A 20,523-nucleotide genomic window follows, 5' to 3' on the forward strand; every position below is an offset into this window, starting at 1 on the left:
CCGGGCGACGCCGGAGGAACGGCTTCATCGATCCCTGTTTCTGCCGGCGCCCGGCTGGGCAAGAACTACTCCATGCTCAGATGGGAGTACGCCCTGTTGGTACGCCGGCGACAGCCCCGGCTCGACGACACCGGCTGGGAACTCGCTTACACCTGGTACGGCCCGGACGGCGCCGTGCTCGACGTCTCCCCCTACGGGGACACCGCGCTCGCCCACCTCAACCGGGCCGGCGCCCAGGGTTGGGAGCTGGTTTCGGTGACCGAGGACGGCAACATGCAGGGCAGCGCCGAACTACACCGTTACCACCTCAAACGGGTACTCCGGGCGGTCGCCTCCCGGCCGAGGATGCGCAACCTGGGACGGTCCAGCCGACGCGCCACCACCGGGTGAGGCGTAGACCGGACGATTCCGGGTAGCCGGCGTCCGGGAGGTGGTGATGGTCGCGCAACTGCACAGCGCGCCCTCCGGTGAACGGTTGCGGGCGATCGACGGGTTCCTCGCCATGGCCTACGCCGACCTCGTCAAGCACGACGACCGGCTGCGCGGCACGGCGGTGGAGGTACGGTTCGACCGGGGCGTGGCACACCTGACCGGGGATGCCGCCGACCGGGACGAGCTGGCGCTGGTCCGGCGACTCGTCGGCCGGCTCGACGGCGTACTTGCGGTCTGGTCCCGGGTACGGGTCGCCGGGCGGAATCCGGTGGTGATGGATCTCGGCTGCGGCGCCGCGAAGCAGTACCCCGGCAACCTCGGTCTCGACCTGCGGGTGGCTCCGGGAGTCGACGCCCAGGCTGACCTCTCCGCCCCGCTGCCGCTGGCCGGCGACTCGGTCGACGTGATCTTCACGGTGCACATCCTGGAGCACCTGATCGACTTCCTGACCCTGGTCGACGAGTGCCACCGGGTACTCCGGCCCGGTGGGGTACTGCACGTGATGAGCCCGTGGTGGGGGCATGTCAACGCGGTCGCCGACCCGACCCACGTACGCCTGCTCGACGTGCAGACGATCAAGCACATCTGCCAGCGCCATCCCGGTGCGCCCCGGTGGTACCCGCTGCACGCCGGTTGCGACGGCGCCTCGATCTTCGCCGACCTCACCCCGCTGGGCCCGGACGACCCCGGCCCGGAACCGGCCCACCTGGCCCGGTTCTTCGACTGAGGCCGACCGGGGTGCGGGGCCGTGGCCGGGGCGCAGTCGACCGCCGGGTAGCCGTACGGACCGGTTGGAAGGCATGTAGCGGGATCCGGCGGGAAAGCACCGGCTGTCGGAGCGGGTCAGCGTTCGGGGAGGGCCGGTAGATGCGTGCCGTGATGTCCGAGTCTTTTGGGGCCATGCCGGAGGTCCGGGAGGTGCCGGAGCCGGCGCCCGGTGACGGCGAGGTGAAGATCGAGGTACAGGCCTCGTCGCTGAACGGTTTCGACGCCAAGCTCGCCGGAGGCTTCCTCAAGGGCGAGATCGAGCACCAGTTTCCGGTGGTGCTCGGCCGGGACTTCGCCGGCATCGTGACCGAGGTCGGTCCGGGCGTCAGCGGGTTCATGCCCGGCGAGAAGGTCTTCGGTGTGGTGGCCAAGCCCGGGCTCGGCGACGGCTCGTTCGGCGAGTACGTGGTCGTACCCGAGGAGATGGGCCTGGCACCGCTGCCGGCCGGGATCGGCTACCGGGCAGCCGGCGTACTCGGTCTGGCCGGGGTCGCCGCGCTGGCCAGCGTGGACGCGGTCGCGCCGGGACACGGCGAGACGGTGCTGATCTCCGGCGCCACCGGCGGAGTGGGGCACTACGCCGTCCAGCTCGCCGCCGCTCGTGGCGCCACCGTGATCGCCACCGCCGAGGCCGGGCCCGCCGCCGACCTGATGCACGAACTCGGCGCCGCACACACCGTGGACCACCGGGCCGACCTGGCCGCGCAGGTACGGCAGCTCGTCCCGAACGGCGTGGACAGCGCGGTGCACCTGGCCGGCGACCCGGAGCTGATCGCCGATCTGGTCACCCCGGACGGCCGCTTCTCCTCCACCCTCGGGGTGGGCGCCGAGCAGCTCGGTGACCGGCCGTTGAACGTCACCGCGATCGAGGTGATCCCGGACCGGATCGTGCTGGACCATCTCGCCACCGAGACCGCCGCCGACCGGCTGCGCCCCTCCATCGCCCGCACCTACCTGCTGGACGAGGTTCCGCAGGCGTTCGCCGACTTCAACAACAGCGGTACCGTCGGCAAGCTCGCCGTGGTGATCGGCTCGGCCGGATAGCAGAAGCGCCGTGGCGGGCGGGGTCAGTCAGCTTGCCGCTGTGGCGCGGGCTGCCAGGAGTTCGGGGGCCAGCACCACTACCGCGCCCGGTTCGACCCGGACCAGCCCGGCCTCGGTGAGGGTCCGCAGTGCCCGGTTGACCGACACCCGGGTCAGCCCGACCGACTCCGCCAGCCCCTGTTGCGCACCGGGCAGCGGCACCCGGCGCCCGCCGCGCCCGGCCGCCTCGACCAGCCAGGCCGCCACCCGGGTCCCGGCATCGGCGTACGAGCTACGCACCAGCTCCGCCTGCCGGTCCCGCAGTTGCCCGGCCAGGTGGGCGAGTACGTGTCGCCGTACCGCCGGTACGTCGTCGACGAGCCGGAGCAGTTCGCCGGCCGGTACCAGTCGATAGCGCAGCACTGTGGCGGCCAGCCAGGTCGCGGTGTACCCGCCGCCGTCAAGTACCGCACTCTTGTCGACCGCGCACGGGCCGGTGAAGTCGCCGAGCCGCAGCCGCTTCCCGTCGACCGTCTCGTGTACCCCGGTCAGGGTGCCCGCCTCCACCACTATCACGTGCTCTGCGGGCTGGCCGCGTACCGCAAGCACAGCGCCGGGCCGGGCGGTCCGCAGCGCCGAGCGGTCGAGCAGCCGGCGCAGCCGGGCCGGCCCGAGTCCAGCGAAGACGGGTACGTCGGCCAGGCGCCGCAGGTCCGTCGGTTCCATCCCCGGATTGTCCCGGACGGGGGTGTCGGACGCTGCTGTATCAGGTGTTACTGCGGCGGGGTTCGGGCGACCATAGGGTCTCTGCACATGATCGTTGTGGAACTGCGCTTCACCGGTGAACCTTCCGCCCGGCTGGCGGCCCGGCCGGCTCACCGGGAACTACTGACCCGGCTGCACGCCGAGGGCCGGCTGGTGGCGGCCGGGCCGTGGGAGGACGACTCCGGGGCCCTGCTGCTCTTCGACGCGGACGAACCCGCGGTACGGGAGGTTCTCGACGCCGACCCCTACTACCGGACGCCCGGGGTCAGCGTGGTCGCGGTACGCCCCTGGACGCCGGTCGTCGGGTCGACCCCCGGAAACAGCGGCAGTCACTCGGCCCGGTGAGCCTCGGCCCGGTGAGCCTCGGCGGCGCGGCCGGCATCGCGCCGGCCGCTGCCCGCTTACCGGCGGGCTCTCGGCTGGCCCGACTGCGGCTGCCTCGGCTGTGCCGCCGCCAGGGCCCAGTCGAGCGCATAGTCGGCGACCTCCTCCCAACCGGGCTGGCCCACGATGTAGTGCGGCCGGTCGGGAAACTCCTTGTACCCGGTGACCGCGCTGGACTTCCGGTAGCGGCCGGCGGTCGCCTGCGTCACCGACGGCGGTACGACGCGGTCGGCACCGCCGGCGATCAGCAGCAGCGGCGCCCGCCGCTCGTTGCCGAAGTCGACCCGCATGGTGGCCCGGGGATTCAGGTTCGCCAGCGCCGCCTCGAAGAGCACATGTCCGGCGGCCGGTACGTGGTAGCGCTGGTAGACCCGTTCCGCCTCGGCCCGGGACATCGTGTTGGTGAAGGCACTGTGGAACTCGTCCAGACTCAGCGGTACGGCCCGGTGCCGGTTCGCCGGGTTTCGCAGCACCGGCAGGCTGGCCTTGAGCGTGGAGAGCGGCAGCCGGACGACTCCCTTGACCGCCGCCGAGTCGATCGCGACTCCGGCCGCGCCCAGCCCTCGGTCCAGCAACATCTGGGCGAACGCGCCGCCGAACGAGTGCCCCATGATGATCGGCGCGGTGGGTAGCCCTCGGATGATCCCGTCGTAGTGGTCGACGATCTGGTCCGAGGTCAGCTCGGCGATCGGCGCGGGATGGCGGCGCAACGCCTCGACGTCGGAGTCCATCCCCGGCCAGGCCGGCGTCAGCACCTGGAACCCGGCCCGGCGGTACCGGTCGGCCCAGTGCTCCCAACTGCGGGAGGTCAACCACAGGCCGTGGATCAGCACGACGGTGTCGGGTCGGTTCGGTTCAGCGGGGAGAAGGGGCATGATGTCCTCTTCCGCGTTCGGTGGCCGCATCTTCCGGCCTCGCTGGTCCTGCTCCGGTCTTCTGACGCTTTCCGTCCTGTTCGGCGCCGGCCGTCCTGCTCCGGGCTTGCTCGCTGCCGGTTACCCCTGACCGGCTGCCCCAACCCCGGCCGGGCCGGCCGTACGCCCGCGAGCGGCGGATCGTACGGCCGGCGCGCCGGGGTCAGCGGTCGAGCCGCCGGTAGCGCCGTACCGAGAGTGGGAGGAAGATCGCCGTCAGCAGTACCGGCCAGCCCAGCGCCAGCGCGACGGCGTGCCGACCGGTCCAGGAGTCACCGCCCCAGCCCGGGTTGGCGAAGAGTTCCCGGGTGGCGGAGATCGTCGCCGAGAGCGGGTTCGCCTCGGCCACCGCCCCGAGCCAGCCCGGCATGGTCTCCGGCGAGACGAGGGCGTTGGAGAGGAACAGCACCGGCCAGACCAGGGTCTGCATCGCGACCACCGCCTCCGGGTTGCGTAGCAGCAGCGCGAGGTAGATGCCGGCCCAGAGCACCGCGAACCGGAGCAGCAGCAGCAATCCGAACGCGGCAAGCGCGGCGGCAAGCCCGCCGTGCCAGCGCCAGCCGACCGCCAGTCCACACGCGACCATCACCGCCAGGCCGAGGGCGGCGTTGAGCAGGTCGGCGACGCAGCGGCCGAGCACCACCGCCGAGCGGGCCATCGGCATCGCCCGGAAGCGGTCGGTGATCCCCCGGGACGCGTCGGTGGCGACCGCGGTGTAGGTGGTCTCGATACCAAAGAGCATTGTCATGGCGAACATGCCCGGCATCAGGAACTCCCGGTAGTCGCCACCGCCCGGCACCAGCATGCCGCCGCCGAAGAGATAGCCGAACATGAGTACGATCATGATCGGGAAGAGCAGCCCGATCACGACCTGCGCCGGCTGTCGGGCCCAGTGCGCCAACTCGCGGCGGGTGATCGTCCAACCGTCCGCGACCGCCCAGCGCAGCCGGCCCGCCGGGTGCCGGGGCGGGGACGGGATCATCGTCGTCGTGGTCAAGGTGCCACCTTCCTCGGCTTGTCGTCGGCCCGCTTCCTCGGCCTGTCGTCAGCCCGTCCGCCGGGCCCGGTTCCGCCGGCCGTCGCCTCCCGGTCGGGCTCGGGATTCGCGGGCCGGGTGCCGGTGCCGGAGCGGCTGCCGGTGAGGTGCAGGAAGACCTCGTCCAGGGTCGGCCGGCGCAACGCGATGTCCTCGGCCACGATGCCGCGCTCGTCGAGGCCGCGTACCAGCGCGGTGAGGGTGCCGATCCGGTCCCGTACCGGCGCGCTGATCCGCCGGCCGTCGTCGTCGCGTTCGACGGGACCGTCGGCGATCCGGCGCAGCAGTGTGGCCGCCGCCGGCAGGTCGTCGAGCCGGTGCAGGAGTACGTCGATCCGGTCGCCGCCGAGCCGGCTCTTCAGGGCGTCCGGCGTACCGTCGGCGACGATCCGGCCGGCGTCGACGACCGAGATCCGGTCGGCGAGCTGGTCGGCCTCGTCCAGGTACTGGGTGGTGAGCAGCACCGTCGTGCCGCCGTCGACAAGGGCGCGTACCGCCTCCCACACCTCGTTGCGGCCGCGCGGGTCCAGCCCGGTCGTGGGCTCGTCGAGGAAGAGCACCGGCGGGGCCAGGATCAGCCCGGCGGCCAGGTCGAGCCGTCGGCGCATCCCGCCCGAGTACTTCCCGACCGGCCGGTCACCGGTGTCGGCCAGGCCGAACCGGTCCAGCAGTTCGTCCGCCCGCCGGTCGGCGACGGAACCGGGCAGGTGGTAGAGCCGGCCGAACATCGCGAGGTTCTGCCGGCCGGAGAGGATCTCGTCCACCGCCGCGTACTGCCCGACCAGTCCGATCCGGTAGCGGACCTGGTCCGGCTGGCGGGCGATGTCGTACCCGGCCACCTCGGCGCGACCGGCGTCGAACCGGAGCAGGGTGGCGAGGATGCGTACCGCCGTGGTCTTGCCGGCGCCGTTCGGCCCGAGCAGGCCGTGCACGGTACCGGCCGGGACGTGCAGGTCGAGCCCGTCCAGGGCGAACCGGTCGCCGTACCGCTTGCGCAGCCCTTCGGCCCGGATCGCCAGATCGTTGTCGTGCATGACCACCCCAAACTATGTACACCGTACAGAGTTGACGCGCAACTATAGCGTACGTTGTAAAGAGTTCAAGTCCCGGAGAGAATGGTCAGGTGACGACGGAGTACAGCGGCAGTGGCGACCCGAAGCGGAGCATGGAACTGCTCTGGGGCGGGCCGGACCGCCCGCGCCGGGGGCCGAAACCCAAGCTCACGGTGGAGCGGATCGTCCGGACGGCAATCGAGATCGCCGACGCCGACGGGCTGGCCGCGCTCTCCATGCGGCGGGTCGCCGACGAACTCGGGGTCACCGCGATGTCGCTGTACACGTACGTGCCGGGCAAGGCCGAGCTGCTCGACGTGATGATCGACACCGTGCACGCCCGGGCCGCCACGCCGGACGACGACCAGGACGACCAGGGCGACTGGCGGAGTCTGCTCGAACGGCTCGCCCGGGAGAACTGGGACCGCTACCGTCGGCACCCCTGGCTGCTCCAGGTCGCGACCAGCCTGCCGGTGCTCGGTCCCAACTCGGTGGCCAAGTACGACCGGGAACTCGCCGCCGTCGCCGGGCTCGGCCTCACCGACATCGAGATGGATCTCCTGGTCGGCCTGGTCGCCGACTACGTGCACGGCGCGGTACGCGGTGCCGTCGAGGCCGCCCAGATGCAGCGCCGGACCGGGATGACCGTCCAGGAGTGGTGGGAACGCTTCGCACCCCTGCTGGCGCAGGTCTTCGATCCGGAGCGCTATCCCCTGGCGGCCCGGGTCGGCGCGGCGGCCGGTGCCGAGCACGACGCCCCGGCAGACCCGGCCCGGTCGTTCGAGTTCGGGCTGCAACGGGTGCTGGACGGGATCGATGCGTTCGTCCAGAGCCGGGCCGGGCGGCAGGGACTTGCCGAGCATCCCTGATGGGTGTTGGCTGAAGATCCTTTCCGGTTCCCGCTGGGGGTGACGTGCCGCCTCCCCTCGACGACCCCGCCGCGCTGCGCCGTGGCCGGGTCGCGGTGTCGCTGCTCTTCCTGCTCTTCGGGATGGCCATCGGCACCTGGACGGCCCGGATCCCCGCGGTCAAGGAGAGTCTGGGGCTGAGCGACGGCCAGCTCAGCGTGGGCCTGCTCGGGCTCGCCGCCGGAGCCATCACCGGGATGCAGCTCACCGGGCGCCTGGTCGACCGGTACGGCAGCGCCCGGGTGATGCTGCCGGTGGCCTTCGCCGAGGGCGGCTGCCTGCTGCTGCCCGGCTACGCCGGCAACCTCGGCACGCTGACCCTGGCACTCTTCGTCTTCGGCACGGTGCACGGCACCCTCAACATCGCGATGAACGCCAACGCGGTCGAGGTGGAGCGGGCGCGGGGTCGCCCGATGCTCTCGTCCTGCCACGCGGTCTACAGCATCGGCGGTTTCCTCGGTGCGGTGCTCGGCGGGCTCTTCGCCCGCGCCGACGCCAGCGTCGTCGCCACCTTGTGGACGACCGCGCTGGTCGCGCTCGGTCTGGCCGGTTGGAGCGCCCGCTGGGCCCTGCCGCGTCCCGGGCAGGCCGGAACGCCACCGACCACCACGCCCACCGCCACCGCCGCCGCTGACCCGGAGGCCGGCGCCGAGGACGAGAACGAAACCGTGCAGCGGGCCGACGTCCGGCCGGTCGGAAAACGGTCGGAGCCGCCCGGGGTGCTGTTCCTCGGCGTACTGGCGTTCTGTTGCCTGGTCGGCGAGGGTGCCGCCGCCGACTGGAGCACCGTGTACCTGCGGGACAACCTCGGCAGTAGTCCCGGCTTCGCCGCCACCGCGTTCGCGGCCTTCTCGATCATGATGACCGCCGGCCGGCTCGTCGGCGACCGGCTGGCCGCCGCCCTGGGCCAGGTCGTCCTGGTACGCGGATGCGGGCTGCTCGCCGCCGTCGGGCTCGGCGGCGCGCTCGTGGTCGACCACCCGGTCGCCGGGTTGCTCGGATTCGGCTGTCTCGGCGCCGGCCTGTCCTGCATCGCGCCGCAGGTCTTCTCGGCCGCCGGCAATCGGGACCCGAGCCAGGCCGGCCGGGCGCTGGCCCGGGTCGCCGGCCTGGGTTATCTGGGCTTCCTGGTCGGGCCGGTGGTGATCGGCGGCGTCGCCGAATTCTCCGGGCTGCCCCGCGCGCTGGCGATCCCCGCCCTGCTCGCGCTCTTCGTCGCGCTGGCCGCCGGAGCCGTCCGGCCCCGTCCGGAGCGACCCCGCCCCGCCGAGCCGGTCAGCTCGGGCCCACGATCCTGACCTCGGGCCGGCACTCCTCGCCGGCCAGGAAGCGGAGCAGGCCCATCCCCTCGACTGTCAGCGCCTCGGCGTCCACACCGGAGAGCCGGGCGAACGGCTCGACGGTGAGCAGCGCGCTGTCCCGCTCGATGGCCGTCGTCCAGATGCCGGCGGTAACGCCGTCGATCAGGATGCCCCGGGGCAGCTGGCCGTTGCGGACAGTCGATCGGGCCCGGAACTCGTCGGTGAGCACCCGGGACCGGTCGGCGTACGAGAGCAGCAGGTTGTCGAAGTCGTAGAGGTACCGGGGCGGCGCCGGAACGTCCGGCTCGGGGCGTACGGCGTCGGGCAGGTCGAACAGCTCGACACCGCTGTCGTCGTCGCGGAAGGTGACAAGGCTCGGGCGCAGCCGCTCCAGCACCTCGGCGAGCCGGGTCAGCCCGGACCAGACCTGCACGTCGCGCACGCTGGCCGGGCCGAAGGCGGCCAGGTAGCGCAGGACCAGTTCCTCGACGCGGCGGGTCAGCTCCTCGACCGAGTCCGCCCGGGGCGGGGCGGCGCCGAGCCAGTGCTCGGCACTGCGGTGCGCGGCCAGCCCACTGCGCCCCCAGACACCCCGGGGCGGCACCTGGACCAGCGGCACCCAGGCCCGGACCGCCTGCGCGAGCGCGGCGGGATCGTGGTCCGGCCACCGCTGCCCCAGTGCCGCGCCGAGCTGCCCGAAGGTCAGCGGTCGCTCGTCGAGCAGCTCGCGACCGGCCGCGACGACGTCGTCCCGGGACAGGCCGGCCAGCCGCCGCCCGTAGGCGTGCGCCGTGCCGCGCTCGATCACCGGTTGCAGCAGGGGACGCAGCGCCAGCGCGTCGGCGGCGGTGACCAGGTGGATGGTCGAGCGCATCAGCGCGATCCGGACCGCCTCCCGGGTGGTGAGCAGCTCCGCCACCGCCTCGGGGCGGCAGTCGCGCAGCCGGCTCCAGAAACCGACGTACCAGGTGTGCGTGGTCTGGGCCTGCATGCCGACGAGGTGCTCCAGCAGCTCGGCCGGCCGCCGGTCCGACCTGGCCAACAGGAGCTGGCGGTCCAGGGTGGCCCGGTTGAGCGCCCGACGGGTCAGCGCGGGCGCGCTCATCCTGGGCCGGTTCCGGTCATCGAGGTGGCACTTCCTTATCGTCGGCCAGACTTCTCGTCGGTCAGGCTTCTCGTCGGTCAGGCTTCTCGTCGGTCGGATCAGCAGCCAGACCATATCGAGATCCCCTGACAGGACCGCCGTCGACAGCGCGGGTCCGAACGGGCGTTCGGGCGCCTCGTTGCCCACCCCGGCGGTACTGGATATATTTACCTCCATCACCGCATGGGAGCGTTCCCACGGGAGATGTCCGCAGGGTACGGAACGGGGAGGTCGGCCACATGAGCACGATCCGGCTGCTCGTGGCCAACGGGTGCAGCTTCGCCCGGGGCGCCGAGTTGGCCGAGCCGGAACGGGACGCCTGGCCGGCCGTACTCGGGCGGCGACTCGGCATCGACGTGGTCAACCTGGCCTGCGACGGCGGCTCCAACCGGCGGGCCGTACGCACCACGGTGCAGCATCTGGAGTCGATCCGGGCGGCGCACGGGATCGACTACGACCAGATCCTCTTCGTCAACATGTGGACCGCGTTGAGTCGCAACGAGTACTACGACAGCGCGATCGAGGACGGCCCGGTCCGCCCCGACCTCGGGGTACGCCCGGCGCTCCCCGGCGAGCTGCACTGGCAGCGGGTCGCCGACTGGAAGGCCGCCGAGGGGGACAAGCCGTCGAAGGCGTACCTGCGGCACCTGTTCAACCCCACCGGCGAGACTGTCAACTTCTTCGTCGACTGGCTGCTGCTGGAGCACCATCTCACCGGTCGCGGCGTGCCGAGCCGGTTCGCGTTCGCCTGGGAGATCCTGCCCGACCCGGTGCCGGCCGAGGCGGTACCTGTGATGCGCGCACTCCGCGCCGACCTGGTCTTCGGAACGCTGCCGCCCCGACCGGAGCAGACCTTCCGGGAGATGGTCTTCGGCCGGGTGCCGTTCGGCGACTGGGACCATCCGCTCCGGGAGGGGCACCTGCACTTCGCCGCCGCGATGGCGCGCTGGCTCGACGGCGACGAGCGACTGCGCTTCCCACCGACCGAGCGGAGCCGGGGATGACCGTACAGGTGACGACCTCGACACAGGTGACGACCTCGACGGCGGCGCAGGCGCCGGCCGATCCGTGCACCCGGACCGGGCCGGGGCTGGTGTCGGTGATCATGCCGGCCCGCAACGGCGCGGCGACCATCGGCGCGCAGCTCGCGGCGCTGGCCCGGCAGACCTACCCCGGACGCTGGGAACTCGTCGTGGTCGACAACGGCTCCACCGACGGTACGCCGGAACTCGTCGCCGCCTTCGCCGACCGGATCCCGGGGCTCCGGCTGCACCGGGCGGACGCCCTGGCCGGCACCAGCTACGCCCGCAACGAGGGCTGCCGGGTGAGCCGGGGCGAGTTGCTGCTCTTCTGCGACCAGGACGACATCGTCGCCCCGGACTGGGTGGCCGGAATGGTACGCGGGCTCGCCGAGTTTCCCGCCGTCGGCGGACACGTCGAACGCCGGCTGCTCAACGACGACGTCTCGCTCGCCACCCGCCCCGAGAAGCCGGCCGGCTCGCTCCAGTCCGGATTCGACTTCCTGCCGTACGCCCTCGGCGCCAACTGCGGGGTACGCCGGGCCGTCTTCGAGGAGCTGGGCGGCTTCGACCCCGCCTACCGGTACGGCTCGGACGAGGTCAGCTTCTTCTGGCGGGCGCAGCTCGCCGGGTACCCGATCGGGGCGCTGCCGGACGCGGTGGTGCACTACCGACTGCGTCGCCGGCTCCCGGAGATGGCCCGGCAGTACTACTCGTACGGCCTCAGCCATCCCCGGCTCTACCGCGACTTCGCCGCCGCCGGGTTACCCCGCTCGGTCCGGCCGGCCGCCCGGGAGTGGCGCTGGCTGCTGCGCCACCTCCCCGACCTGGTCCGCTCCCGCCGCGCCCGCGCCGTCTGGGTGACCCGGTGCGCGATGCGCTGCGGCCGGATCGTCGGCAGCCTGCGCAACCGCGTCGTCTTCCCCTAACCCGGCGCCCGAACCACCGGAGGCCGAACCACCTGCGCCCCGGGCCGGCGAGTCGGCCCTACCGATCGAAGAAGCGTCCGCCGCCGCCGGCCAGTCGTCGTCGGCTGGATAGCGCACCCCGGTCCGGGCCCGGACCTCGTCCAGGATCCGCAGCACCGCCACCGTGTCGGCCAGGGTGGCGAGCGGGCTCTCGGTCAGCCCGGCCCGCAGGCAGCGCATCACCTCGACCGCCTCGTGCACGAACCCCTCCCCCTGGTACGGCACCTCGACGACCCGGGGCTCGGCGTCACCCTGGCGCAGCGTCAGCCTGGCGGGCCGGAAGAACCCCCGGTCCAGCTCGATCCGGCCGGCGCTGCCGCAGACCGTCGCCGTCCACGGCGTGTCGGCGACGATCGAGCAGGAGAGGCTGGCCAGCGCGCCGTCCGGGTAACCCAGCACCAGCGCGGTGCTCTCGTCGACGCCGTACGGGCTGAGCGTGGCGACCCCGGTCACCGAGTCGGGTACCCCGAGCAGCAGCTGGGCCAGGGTCACCGGGTAGACCCCGAGGTCGAGCAGGGCACCCCCGCCCAACGCCGGGTCCCGCAGCCGGTGGCCGGGGTCGACCGGTCCCACCAGACCGAAGTCCGCCTGCACCAGCCGGGGTACCCCGACCGCACCGTCCCGGACCAGCGTCATCAGGCGGCGGATCGCCGGTACGCAGCGCATCCACATCGCCTCCATCAGGAAGAGGCCGGCGGAGCGGGCCCGGTCCACCAGGTCGAGCGCCTGCCCGACGTTGAGGGTGAACGGCTTCTCGCAGAGCACCGGCCGGCCGGCGTCGAGGCAGAGCGCGGTGGCGGCGTGGTGGCTCGCGTGCGGGGTCGCCACGTAGACGACGTCGACCCGGTCGTCGGCGGCGAGCCCGGCCCAACTGCCGTGCGCACGCGGAATCGCGTACCGGGTGGCGAAGCGCTCGGCCGCCTCCCGGGTACGCGAACCGACCGCCACCACCTCGGCGTCCGGCAGCCGCAGCAGATCCTCGACGAACCGCCCGGCCATCCAGCCGGTGCCGAGCACACCCCAGCGGACCGGCGGCTGCCCCGCGCTCACCGGCCGGACCCGGCCGCACCCGCGAGCGCCGCCGCACCGCCGGCCAACTCCCCGACCGCCGCCACATCGGCCGCCGCGTGCCGGCGGGCGAGGTCGTCGCGCAGCGCCAGGCAGTCGCGTACGTAGTCGCCGGCCCGGGCGATCGGCGGGTGCGGGTCACCGTCGCCGCAGTACTCGACACAGATCGCCGGTACGCCTAGCGAGTCAGCCTTGGTGATCCAGGCGTAGTTGTCGAGTACCCCGTCGGCGGTGTCCACATTGAAGTCGGCCCGTCCGCCGTCGGGGTGCAGGTTCTTCAGGTGGAAGTAGCCGAGCCGGCCGGCGAGCTGGTCGAGTACGGCGGGATCGCGGTCCGCCGCGCTGACCACGTAGGCGTTGCCGGGGTCGGCGGTGGCGACCACGGACGGATGGTCCACCATCGCCAGCAGCTTCGCGACACCGGCCACGGTGTCGTGTACCGAGCCGGGGTACACCTCCACCCCCACCCGTACGCCGTGCCGGGCCGCGTACTCGCCGAGCCGGCGGTAACCCTCGGCGGCCCGCTCGTAGTGCACCTCGCCGGCCAGGGCGCTGCCGTTGACCCGCCAGTCGCCGGGATCGCGTTCGAGCGTCCCGGACCAGCCGTTGACCATCCCGATGCCGTGCTCGGCGGCGGTGGCGATGGTCCGCTCGACCATGGCCAGCGAGGCGGACCGGGCCGCCGCGTCGTCGCCGACGAAGTCACCTGTGTAGCCGACGCAGTACACGTCCACCCCGTAGCGGCGGCCGAGCGCCGCCGCGCCCGCGACCTCGCACTCGATCCGGGCCGGGTCGAAGTGGAAGTGGACCAGCTCGATGCCGTCCCAGCCGTGCCGCGCGGCGACCGCGAAGACGTGCCGCAGGGGGTACCGGCGGAAGGTGTAACTGTGCAGGACGAGCTTCATGGGTTTCTACCCTCCGGTCAACGCCAACCGCACTCCGCCGTTGGCGACGCTTCGTTCGAGTGCGTGCAGCACCCGCAGGTCCCGCAGTCCACGGGCGACACCCACCTCGACCGGTACCGGCTGCCCCGCCGCGCTGGCCGCGAACGCCCGGTACTGGGCAAGGTACGGGTCGACGGGGTCGGGACGCAGCCAGTGCCGTCCCCGCTCGTCGCAGACCAGCACCGAGCCGCCGGAGCCCATCGCCCACGAGTCGCGGACCACCAGCAGGCCCCGCTCGCAGACGACCGTGTAGCGCGAGACGCCGGTCTCCGGTGGCTCGGTGAAGGACGACTCGACCTGGAGCCGCCGATCCTCGCCGAACCAGACCGTCGCCTCGACGAAGATCTCGGTCCGCTCCCGGTCACCGGCGGGATAACCGGTGGCCCGGCAGGCGGTCGGGGCGGCGTCGAAGATGTCGGCCGCGGTCAGCAGTGGATAGACGGCCAGGTCGCCGAGGCAGCCGAGGCCGCTGTCGGCCCGCCGGTTGCGCCAGTCCCCCTGCCGGTGCCCGAGGTGGCAGGCGGTGATCGACACCGGCGCGCCGAGTCGCCCGGAGCGGACCAGTTCGACCACCGCCCGGTTGTGGGCGTTGTACCGGGACATGTAGCCGATCATCGCGGGCGCGCCGGAGGCCGTCGCGGCGCGCAGGATCCACTGTCCACCTGCGACAGTGTCGGCGAGTGGCTTCTCCACAAGGGTCGGTACGCCCCGGGCCAGTGCCCGGCAGGCGTACTCGGCGTGCCGTCGGTTCGGCGTCGCCACGTGTATCCCGTCCAGCGGCGTACGCAGGAAGTCCCGTACGTCCGTCCCGGTCCAGATCCCCGGCACCTGCCCGGCCACCGCCCGCAGCGCCGCCTCGTCCGGGTCGAGTACGGCGACCAGGCGCAGGTCGTCGTCGGCGGCGATCGCCGGCAGCAGCGCCCGGCGGGTCAGGAACCCGGCGCCGACGATGCCGATCCGGAACGTCATCGGCCCGGCTCCGACCCGCCGTTCCAGTGCAGCAGCAGGCTGCGCGGGGCGAGTGAACGGTGGGTGGCGCCGGCTATCGCGTCCAGGGTGTACCGCTGGGCCGCCAGCGCACCGTCCAGGGCCGGGTCACCGGTGCCGAACCGCCGGTACGGGTCGAGCAGCACCGCCACCCCGACCGACCGGGTGTGCCAGACCAGTTGGTACGAGTGGTGGTTCCAGGCGCTGCCCTCGTGCACCTCGACGGGGCGGTCGAGCCGCCGTGCCAGCCACTCCGCACCGACCGAGGCGGCCGGCCCGGCACCGTAGCCGACGACGTGCACGGCGGTCAGCTCGGGTCTCCGGGCCAGCCAACCGGCGAGCACCCCGGCGAGTTCGTCGGTACCGGCCACCGCCTCGGCCGCGACGGGCCGGTCGGCGGCGGTCGGGGTCACCGGGAGCAGCCGCTTGTAGTGGTTCACCGCGTCGTGGGTGGCGAACCGCAGCCCGTGCCGGACCGCGACGCAGGCGACCAGGGCGGCGACCGCGTAGCAGGCGGCCATCGCGGCGGCGACCGCTCCGGCCGGTCCACCGGGCCGGCGCAGCCCGGCGATCCCCGCCGCGACGTCGACGAGTACCGCGCCGGGGGCCGGCCCGGCCGCCACCTCCGGCCACGGCCGGAACCGTTCGGACTTGCCGCCCCACCCCTGCCGGGCCGCCTGGAGGGTCCAGAGTCGCAGTCCCGGGCCGGCGCCGGGCGGGAGCCGGAACAGCACCCGGGGCCGGCCGGTCGCCGGCAACCGGGCGGACTCCTCGCCGGCCCACTCGCCGATCGTCCGGGCCGCGCCCGCGAACGCCCGGTAGGCGTCGTCGAAGTGCGGCCAGCTCAACATCCGGGCGGCGAGCAGCGCCGGCACCGAGAGCGGGGCGTGGTAGAGGGCCACCTGGTCAGGGCCGCCGCCCACCGAGAGGGTGCCGCCGCGTTCGCAGAGCCAGGCCGGGGCGGCACCGCCGGTCCGGTGCCGGGCCACTGCCAGGGTGGCGGCCAGCAGCCGGGTTTCCCGGGTACGCCCGGAGGCGCTGACCGCGAACCCGGCGACCGCGCCCCGCCCCTGCCACTCGTACAGCGTCCGGTGCACCGTCTCCGGGTCGAGCGAGTCCAGCACCCGCACAGCGGACTGTCCGGGTACCGCCTCGGAGATCGCCCGCAGCCCGAAGGCCCAGCCGCCGGTACCGACGAAGACCGCCCGCCGGCAGCCGCGCAGCAGCGTACCGCCGCCCCGTTCGGCGGTGAGCCGAGCGACTCTCGGCCAGGCCGGCGGGTGTACCCAGCCGAGCCGGGGCACTCCGGCGAGGCTGGCCAGCGCGGCGACCGTACCGGCCGGACCGTGCCGCTCGCCGCTGGCTGCCGCCCGCAGGTACGCCCAGAGTTCGGCTCCGCTCGGCTCGACCGCCCAGTGCCGCCCGGTCACTGGGCACCCCGTCGGGCGGGTACCGGGCAGACGACCGTGCCGTCGAGCCGGAAGTCGACCACGACCCGCAGCGGCGAGCCGCCGCCGACCGTACCGTGGTCGAGGAGTTCGGTCGCCACGCCCGGCAGCGCGGGCAGCGAGACGAGGTGGCTGACCAGCGGCGCCAGGTCGAGCCGGGCCGGGGCGGCTCCGACTGCGGAGAGCAGCTCGCGGGCGGTGGCGAAGTCCTCGGCGTGCCCGCCGCGGGAGCCGACCACCGTGCACCGGCCACCGGCCGGGTTCGCCACGATCCGGCGCTGGCCGGCCCGGACCGGTCCCGGATCCAGGGCCGCGCCGTCGCCGATCCGGAGCGGCCGGCCGGCCGGGAAGCCGCCGAACAGGTGCAGGCCGGCCCCGTCGGCCAGCGCCGGCCAGGTGAGTTCGGCCGTCGCCGGCCCGCTGGCACCGGCCACCGCCAGTACGGCCAGCCCGGCGCCCCGGTTGCCGGTGGCCGACCGTACCCCGGCGGCGAGTTCCGGCCCGAGCGGCAGCACCGCGTCCGGGGCCGGCAGTCCACGGTGGACGGCGGCGCGCAGCCGGCGGTCGCTCCGGCCGGCCACCACGACGGTACGGGCGCCCCGGGCGCGGGCGACGGCGACGTGCAGCAGACCGAGCACGCCGGCACCGACGACGAGGACGTCCCGGCCGGCCCACTCTTCGGCGAGCATCCGGTGCGCCCGGAGTACCGCCGCCAGCGGCTCCACCAGCACCCACTCCGGACCGCAGCCCGCAGGCACCTCGACGAGCTGCCCCTGGGCCAACGCGCCCAGGTCGCTGACGAGAAGGTCCCGGAACACCCCGGGCAGGTTGTGACCGAGCTTGAGATAGTCGTCGGTCGGGTGGTTGGGGTTGAGCGTCACCAGGTCACCGGGGCGCGGGCCGGAGACCGCCGTACCCACCTCGACCACCTCGGCCACGCACTCGTGCCCGAGCACCCCAGGTTCCAGGCCCCGGTCGCCGCGCAGGATCTCCAGGTCGGTGCCGCAGAGCCCGGCGTACCTGGGGCGGAGCAGCAGTTGCTCGCGGCCGCAACGCGGCCGACGGCCGGTGGTCAGCAACAGCCGCGACTCGCCGACGGGCTTGACCACCTCGCGGATCTCGGCCTGCCGTGCGGCGAGGTAGCCGGCCATCCCGGCCAGGGTCGCCGACTCCGCGTCGTCGGGCACGTGCAGCAGCCCGTCCCGCTCGGCGGCCGTCCAGCCGGCGAACCAGCCGGCGTCGACGCAGAGCGTCGTCAGCCATTCGCGCAGCGCGGCGAACCAGGGTGCTCCGACGCCGTGCGCGAAGCCGCCGACCACCACCACCCGGCAGAGCCCGAGCTGGGCGCAGACCTGCAACAGCACCACCGCGAGATGTCGGGTCGCCGCGCGTACCAGATCGGTGACGAACGCGTCGCCAGCCCGGGCGGCGTCGGCGAGCGCCCGGGCGTCGATCCGGCATGGGTCGCCGTCGACCAGCCGGTGCAGTACCGAACCGGCGAAGTCGGCCGGATCCTGCCGGGCGCGCCGGGCCGCCGCGCGTACCACCGCCGGCCCGGAGCTGTACGCGCAGAGGTCCGCCACCGCACCGCAGTCGCACCACGGCAGGTCCAGTGTGGCCAGTTCCTCGCGGGCGTTGCGGTCCCCGGCGGCGGCGGCCCGGCCGAGTCGGGCGGCACCGGCCGGTCCACCGGGCAGCGCGTCGAGCCGGCTCGGCTCCACCGGCACGTGCCCGATCTCCCCGCCCAGCCCGGCCGGGTCGGCGAGCAGCCTGGCGGTGCCGGGCAGCCGGTCGTCGAAGACCTTCACCGCCACGCCGGTGCTGACGGTGAGCAGGGCGAACCGGCCGAGTCCCCGGTAGCGCCAGGCCGCCGCGGCGACGTCGTTGAGTACGGTGACCCGGGCCCAGGGCAGCCGCGCCCGCAACGCGGCCCGTACGTCGTAGCCGGCCGACCGCGCCTGCCAGAGCACACTGGCGTCCCGGATCACCCCCTCGGCGGTGACCACCGCGCCGAAGGCGACCCCGAGGTCGCGCCGTCCGGCGGGCTCGGCGGCCCGGTGCAGCCGGTCGGCCTCGGCGGCGATCCGGTCCAGCAGGTGGTCGCGGACGGCGGCCAGTGTCAGGCCCGGCCGGTCCCGGCGGGTCGGAGTGGCGAACCGGACCACCTCGCCGACCAGCCGCCCCTGCTCGGCCAGCGCCAACCGGGTCCAGGTGCCACCGACGTCGACGACCACGCCCCGCTCCGCCGCCGCCCCGGGCCACCCGTCCGGGCCCGTCACCCGCGCCCGGCCGTCCTGCCCGGTGTCTGCGGTCACGAATCGCTCCACGCCCGGGCCGGCAGCACCGGCTCACCGCCGACTCCGCTGCTCCGGGTCGGCGTACCGGCCCGGAGGCGCAGTGCCGACCAGGCCCGTTCCAGGTCAGCCGCGCCGATCTCGTCGATCGAGTCGACGAATCCGCCGACCCCGAGCCCGACCGGTACGGCCAGGTGCAGCTCGCCGCCCTTGTGCGGCAGTACGTGGGTGTGCAGTGCGCGCCACAGCCCGGCGGCGTCACAGCAGTCGTCGTACGTCGGCAGCCCGATCCCGCGCAGCAGTGTCTCGGCGCGCTCGGCGAGGTGTACCGGCAGCCGCCCCGCGGCCACGCCCAGCCGGCAGGAGAGCGCCATCCCGACCGCCACCGCCTCGCCGTGCCGGAGCCGGTAGCCGGAGCGCTCCTCCAGGACGTGCCCGAACTCGTGGCCGAAGTCGGCGAGCCGGCGCAGCCGCCGCTCCCAGGGGTTCTCCTCCAGCTCGACGAGCATGGCGGCGACCGCGCGCCGGAGCACCTCGTCGAGCACCGGGGCGGTGGCGGGGTCGCGCAGCCCGGCGTGGTGCTCCTCGACCAGGGCGAAGAGGTGGGCGTCCCGGACCAGGGCGATCTTGACGATCTCGGCCAGTCCACACCGGAACTCGGCCTCCGGCAGGGTGGTCAGGAAACCGGCGTCGCAGAGGCAGGCCAACGGCGGGTGGTAGGCGCCGAGCAGGTTCTTCCGGCCGTCGAGGTCGACGCCGACCTTCAGTCCGACACCCGCGTCGACCAGCCCGACCAGGGTGGTCGGGACTCGCAGGTACGGGGTGCGGCCGGGGTGGCAGGCGGCGACGTAGCCGACGAGGTCGAGCACGGTACCGCCGCCGACCGCCAGGATCCGGTCTGCCGGGCCGAGCCCGAGTCCGCGTACCCGCCGCAGCAGCCGGCCGGCGGCGTCCAGGGTCTTGCCGGTGGGTGAACTGCGCACCGGCAGCACGGTGTGGCCGGCGAGCCGACCCTGCCGGCAGCGGCGGTCGAGGGTGTCCCGGACGGCGGCGGTGACGGTCGGCGAGTAGTCGTCCACCACCGCCAGCACCCGGGCGCCGACCGGCAGGTGGGCGGAGAGCACCGGGTTGTCCGGGTCGAGAACCCCGGTGGTGAAGGTGACCGGATAGCCCAGTTCCCGGATCCGGTGCGCCCGGACCGGCGCCGGCACCGACGGCCGCCACCCCGATCCGGAGCCCGCCGCGCGGGAGGCCGGTGACACCTGCCGGGCGGCGGATGCCGGTGCGGGTGCCGGCCAGATCAGCTCGTCGCCGGGGCCGTGCCGGTGCAGCAGCCGGGCCACCGCGTCCAGCGCCGCCTGCCGGATCCGGGCCGGCTCGGTGGCCAGGTCGAGCTGGCCGGCGAGTACGTCGTCGTGCCCGGCGAGGTGCCGGATCACCGCCTCCTCGTCGGGGCGTACCGGGGTGGGGTCGGCGAGCAGGGTGTCCACGTCGACGAGGAGTACGGGATCGCGCGTCTCGGCGGTGATCGCGGGCTCGCCGGCCACCACCCGGGCACTCCAGTGCAGGGAGGCGAGCAGCGACGGCAGGTCGTCGTGCACCCGGACAGCGTGGGCGTGTCGGCGGTACCCGGCGGCGGCCAGCACCGTGGCCGCGGTGGTCGACGGTCCGGCGAGGCAGACGAAGGCGTCCCGCCGGCCGAGCCCGGTCGCGACGGCGGCCCGCACCACCGCGCGTACCCGATCGGGGTCGCCCGGCCCGGCGAGGTCGGCGGCCTCGATCGTCAGGTGGTGGTCGAGCGCGCCGAGGTCGCGCCAGTGCCCGAGACAGGCGTCGAGCCGGCGGCGCTGCTCCGGCCGGTCGCAGACCGCGAGGACCCGGCGCGCGCCGCCGAGCGCCCGCAACAGCGTGACGTCGCCGGGGCGCCACAGGTCCCGCCGCATCCGCAGCTCGAAGGTGTCGATCAGCTTCACCCGGAGCGCGTCCTTGCGGCCGGGCGGTGACGCCGCCGGCCTGGGCAGCTCGCGGGGGCGGGCCAGGGCCGGAGCCCCGGAGGTCGAGGACATCG

General features: G+C 74.0%; 17 protein-coding genes and 2 pseudogenes. 8 read left to right on the top strand and 11 right to left on the bottom strand.

Annotated features, from left to right (window positions below):
- Positions 1-72: 72 nt before the first annotated feature.
- From CLT71_RS18855 to CLT71_RS18865, 3 genes and pseudogenes are all read left to right on the top strand, one after another.
- Positions 73-321 (top strand): annotated as a pseudogene (locus tag CLT71_RS18855) (hypothetical protein); the annotation flags it as partial.
- A gap of 115 nt (positions 322-436) precedes the next feature.
- On the top strand, positions 437-1,159 hold the full coding sequence (locus CLT71_RS18860) for a BON domain-containing class I SAM-dependent methyltransferase (RefSeq protein WP_101371577.1): 723 nt from the start codon (positions 437-439) through the stop codon (positions 1,157-1,159).
- A gap of 140 nt (positions 1,160-1,299) precedes the next feature.
- Complete coding sequence (locus CLT71_RS18865) at positions 1,300-2,244, top strand: NADP-dependent oxidoreductase (protein ID WP_199187638.1); 945 nt, start codon at positions 1,300-1,302, stop codon at positions 2,242-2,244.
- 27 nt (positions 2,245-2,271) lie between these two features.
- Here the strand turns inward: CLT71_RS18865 and CLT71_RS18870 are convergent, their stop codons facing one another.
- Positions 2,272-2,949, bottom strand: coding sequence for a Crp/Fnr family transcriptional regulator (locus tag CLT71_RS18870; RefSeq protein WP_101368273.1), 678 nt, complete (start codon positions 2,947-2,949; stop codon positions 2,272-2,274).
- A gap of 87 nt (positions 2,950-3,036) precedes the next feature.
- Here CLT71_RS18870 and CLT71_RS18875 point away from each other — a divergent pair, with 87 nt between their 5' ends.
- Positions 3,037-3,333: a YciI family protein gene (locus CLT71_RS18875; RefSeq protein ID WP_101368274.1), complete on the top strand. Its 297-nt coding sequence runs from the start codon at positions 3,037-3,039 to the stop codon at positions 3,331-3,333.
- Between the two features lie 56 nt (positions 3,334-3,389).
- Here the strand turns inward: CLT71_RS18875 and CLT71_RS18880 are convergent, their stop codons facing one another.
- The 3 genes from CLT71_RS18880 to CLT71_RS18890 form a co-directional block, all read right to left on the bottom strand.
- Positions 3,390-4,247: an alpha/beta fold hydrolase gene (locus CLT71_RS18880; protein WP_101371578.1), complete on the bottom strand. Its 858-nt coding sequence runs from the start codon at positions 4,245-4,247 to the stop codon at positions 3,390-3,392.
- Positions 4,248-4,449: 202 nt separating this feature from the next.
- Positions 4,450-5,268 carry an ABC transporter permease gene (locus tag CLT71_RS18885; protein ID WP_101368275.1) on the bottom strand — a complete coding sequence of 273 codons (819 nt, stop codon included), beginning with the start codon at positions 5,266-5,268 and terminating at the stop codon, positions 4,450-4,452.
- Positions 5,269-5,279: 11 nt separating this feature from the next.
- Positions 5,280-6,356 (bottom strand): ATP-binding cassette domain-containing protein, encoded by a 1,077-nt coding sequence (locus CLT71_RS18890; RefSeq protein ID WP_101371579.1) that lies wholly within the window; start codon positions 6,354-6,356, stop codon positions 5,280-5,282.
- A gap of 89 nt (positions 6,357-6,445) precedes the next feature.
- Between CLT71_RS18890 and CLT71_RS18895 the strand changes: the two genes are divergently transcribed.
- Positions 6,446-7,243, top strand: a complete 798-nt coding sequence (locus CLT71_RS18895) for a TetR/AcrR family transcriptional regulator (RefSeq protein ID WP_486483339.1) — start codon at positions 6,446-6,448, stop codon at positions 7,241-7,243.
- A 44-nt stretch (positions 7,244-7,287) separates the two neighbouring features.
- A complete protein-coding gene (locus tag CLT71_RS18900; RefSeq protein ID WP_199187639.1) occupies positions 7,288-8,580 on the top strand; it encodes an MFS transporter in 1,293 nt (430 codons plus the stop codon).
- Here the strand turns inward: CLT71_RS18900 and CLT71_RS18905 are convergent.
- Entirely contained in the window at positions 8,558-9,688 is a 1,131-nt protein-coding gene (locus CLT71_RS18905; RefSeq protein WP_101368276.1) for a winged helix DNA-binding domain-containing protein, read from the bottom strand. The two genes, CLT71_RS18900 and CLT71_RS18905, sit on opposite strands and share 23 nt — an antisense overlap.
- Before the next feature lie 278 nt (positions 9,689-9,966).
- Between CLT71_RS18905 and CLT71_RS37055 the strand changes: the two genes are divergently transcribed.
- Positions 9,967-10,731, top strand: a complete 765-nt coding sequence (locus CLT71_RS37055; RefSeq protein ID WP_101368277.1) for a DUF6071 family protein — start codon at positions 9,967-9,969, stop codon at positions 10,729-10,731.
- Positions 10,728-11,675, top strand: coding sequence for a glycosyltransferase (locus CLT71_RS38095; protein WP_101368278.1), 948 nt, complete (start codon positions 10,728-10,730; stop codon positions 11,673-11,675). The genes CLT71_RS37055 and CLT71_RS38095 overlap by 4 nt, the downstream gene beginning before the upstream one ends.
- 108 nt (positions 11,676-11,783) lie before the next feature.
- Here CLT71_RS38095 and CLT71_RS18920 read toward each other — a convergent pair.
- The 6 genes and pseudogenes from CLT71_RS18920 to CLT71_RS18945 form a co-directional block, all read right to left on the bottom strand.
- Positions 11,784-12,764, bottom strand: a pseudogene (locus CLT71_RS18920) (Gfo/Idh/MocA family protein); the annotation flags it as partial.
- A complete protein-coding gene (locus CLT71_RS18925; RefSeq protein WP_101368279.1) occupies positions 12,761-13,687 on the bottom strand; it encodes a sugar phosphate isomerase/epimerase family protein in 927 nt (308 codons plus the stop codon). The pseudogene CLT71_RS18920 and the gene CLT71_RS18925, both read right to left, overlap by 4 nt.
- A 6-nt stretch (positions 13,688-13,693) precedes the next feature.
- Positions 13,694-14,695, bottom strand: a complete 1,002-nt coding sequence (locus tag CLT71_RS18930) for a Gfo/Idh/MocA family protein (protein ID WP_101368280.1) — start codon at positions 14,693-14,695, stop codon at positions 13,694-13,696.
- Entirely contained in the window at positions 14,692-16,143 is a 1,452-nt protein-coding gene (locus CLT71_RS18935; RefSeq protein WP_101368281.1) for a hypothetical protein, read from the bottom strand. Before CLT71_RS18935 ends, CLT71_RS18930 begins: the two co-directional genes overlap by 4 nt.
- Positions 16,140-18,476 (bottom strand): ROK family protein, encoded by a 2,337-nt coding sequence (locus CLT71_RS18940; RefSeq protein ID WP_158242259.1) that lies wholly within the window; start codon positions 18,474-18,476, stop codon positions 16,140-16,142. Before CLT71_RS18940 ends, CLT71_RS18935 begins: the two co-directional genes overlap by 4 nt.
- Positions 18,473-20,521, bottom strand: coding sequence for a 3-dehydroquinate synthase family protein (locus tag CLT71_RS18945; protein ID WP_143743511.1), 2,049 nt, complete (start codon positions 20,519-20,521; stop codon positions 18,473-18,475). Before CLT71_RS18945 ends, CLT71_RS18940 begins: the two co-directional genes overlap by 4 nt.
- Positions 20,522-20,523 lie beyond the last annotated feature (2 nt).

It is taken from the genome of Plantactinospora sp. CNZ320 (assembly GCF_002846275.1).

Bases quoted from the DNA above. Each gene is read 5' to 3' on its own strand.
- CLT71_RS18945 (WP_143743511.1), bottom strand. From the start codon at position 20,521: ATGTCCTCGACCTCCGGGGCTCCGGCCCTGGCCCGCCCCCGCGAGCTG.
- CLT71_RS18875 (WP_101368274.1), top strand. From the start codon at position 3,037: ATGATCGTTGTGGAACTGCGCTTCACCGGTGAACCTTCCGCCCGGCTG.
- CLT71_RS37055 (WP_101368277.1), top strand. From the start codon at position 9,967: ATGAGCACGATCCGGCTGCTCGTGGCCAACGGGTGCAGCTTCGCCCGG.
- CLT71_RS18930 (WP_101368280.1), bottom strand. From the start codon at position 14,695: ATGACGTTCCGGATCGGCATCGTCGGCGCCGGGTTCCTGACCCGCCGG.
- CLT71_RS18860 (WP_101371577.1), top strand. From the start codon at position 437: ATGGTCGCGCAACTGCACAGCGCGCCCTCCGGTGAACGGTTGCGGGCG.
- CLT71_RS18870 (WP_101368273.1), bottom strand. From the start codon at position 2,949: ATGGAACCGACGGACCTGCGGCGCCTGGCCGACGTACCCGTCTTCGCT.
- CLT71_RS18885 (WP_101368275.1), bottom strand. From the start codon at position 5,268: ATGATCCCGTCCCCGCCCCGGCACCCGGCGGGCCGGCTGCGCTGGGCG.
- CLT71_RS18865 (WP_199187638.1), top strand. From the start codon at position 1,300: ATGCGTGCCGTGATGTCCGAGTCTTTTGGGGCCATGCCGGAGGTCCGG.
- CLT71_RS18880 (WP_101371578.1), bottom strand. From the start codon at position 4,247: ATGCCCCTTCTCCCCGCTGAACCGAACCGACCCGACACCGTCGTGCTG.
- CLT71_RS18925 (WP_101368279.1), bottom strand. From the start codon at position 13,687: ATGAAGCTCGTCCTGCACAGTTACACCTTCCGCCGGTACCCCCTGCGG.
- CLT71_RS18905 (WP_101368276.1), bottom strand. From the start codon at position 9,688: ATGAGCGCGCCCGCGCTGACCCGTCGGGCGCTCAACCGGGCCACCCTG.
- CLT71_RS38095 (WP_101368278.1), top strand. From the start codon at position 10,728: ATGACCGTACAGGTGACGACCTCGACACAGGTGACGACCTCGACGGCG.
- CLT71_RS18890 (WP_101371579.1), bottom strand. From the start codon at position 6,356: ATGCACGACAACGATCTGGCGATCCGGGCCGAAGGGCTGCGCAAGCGG.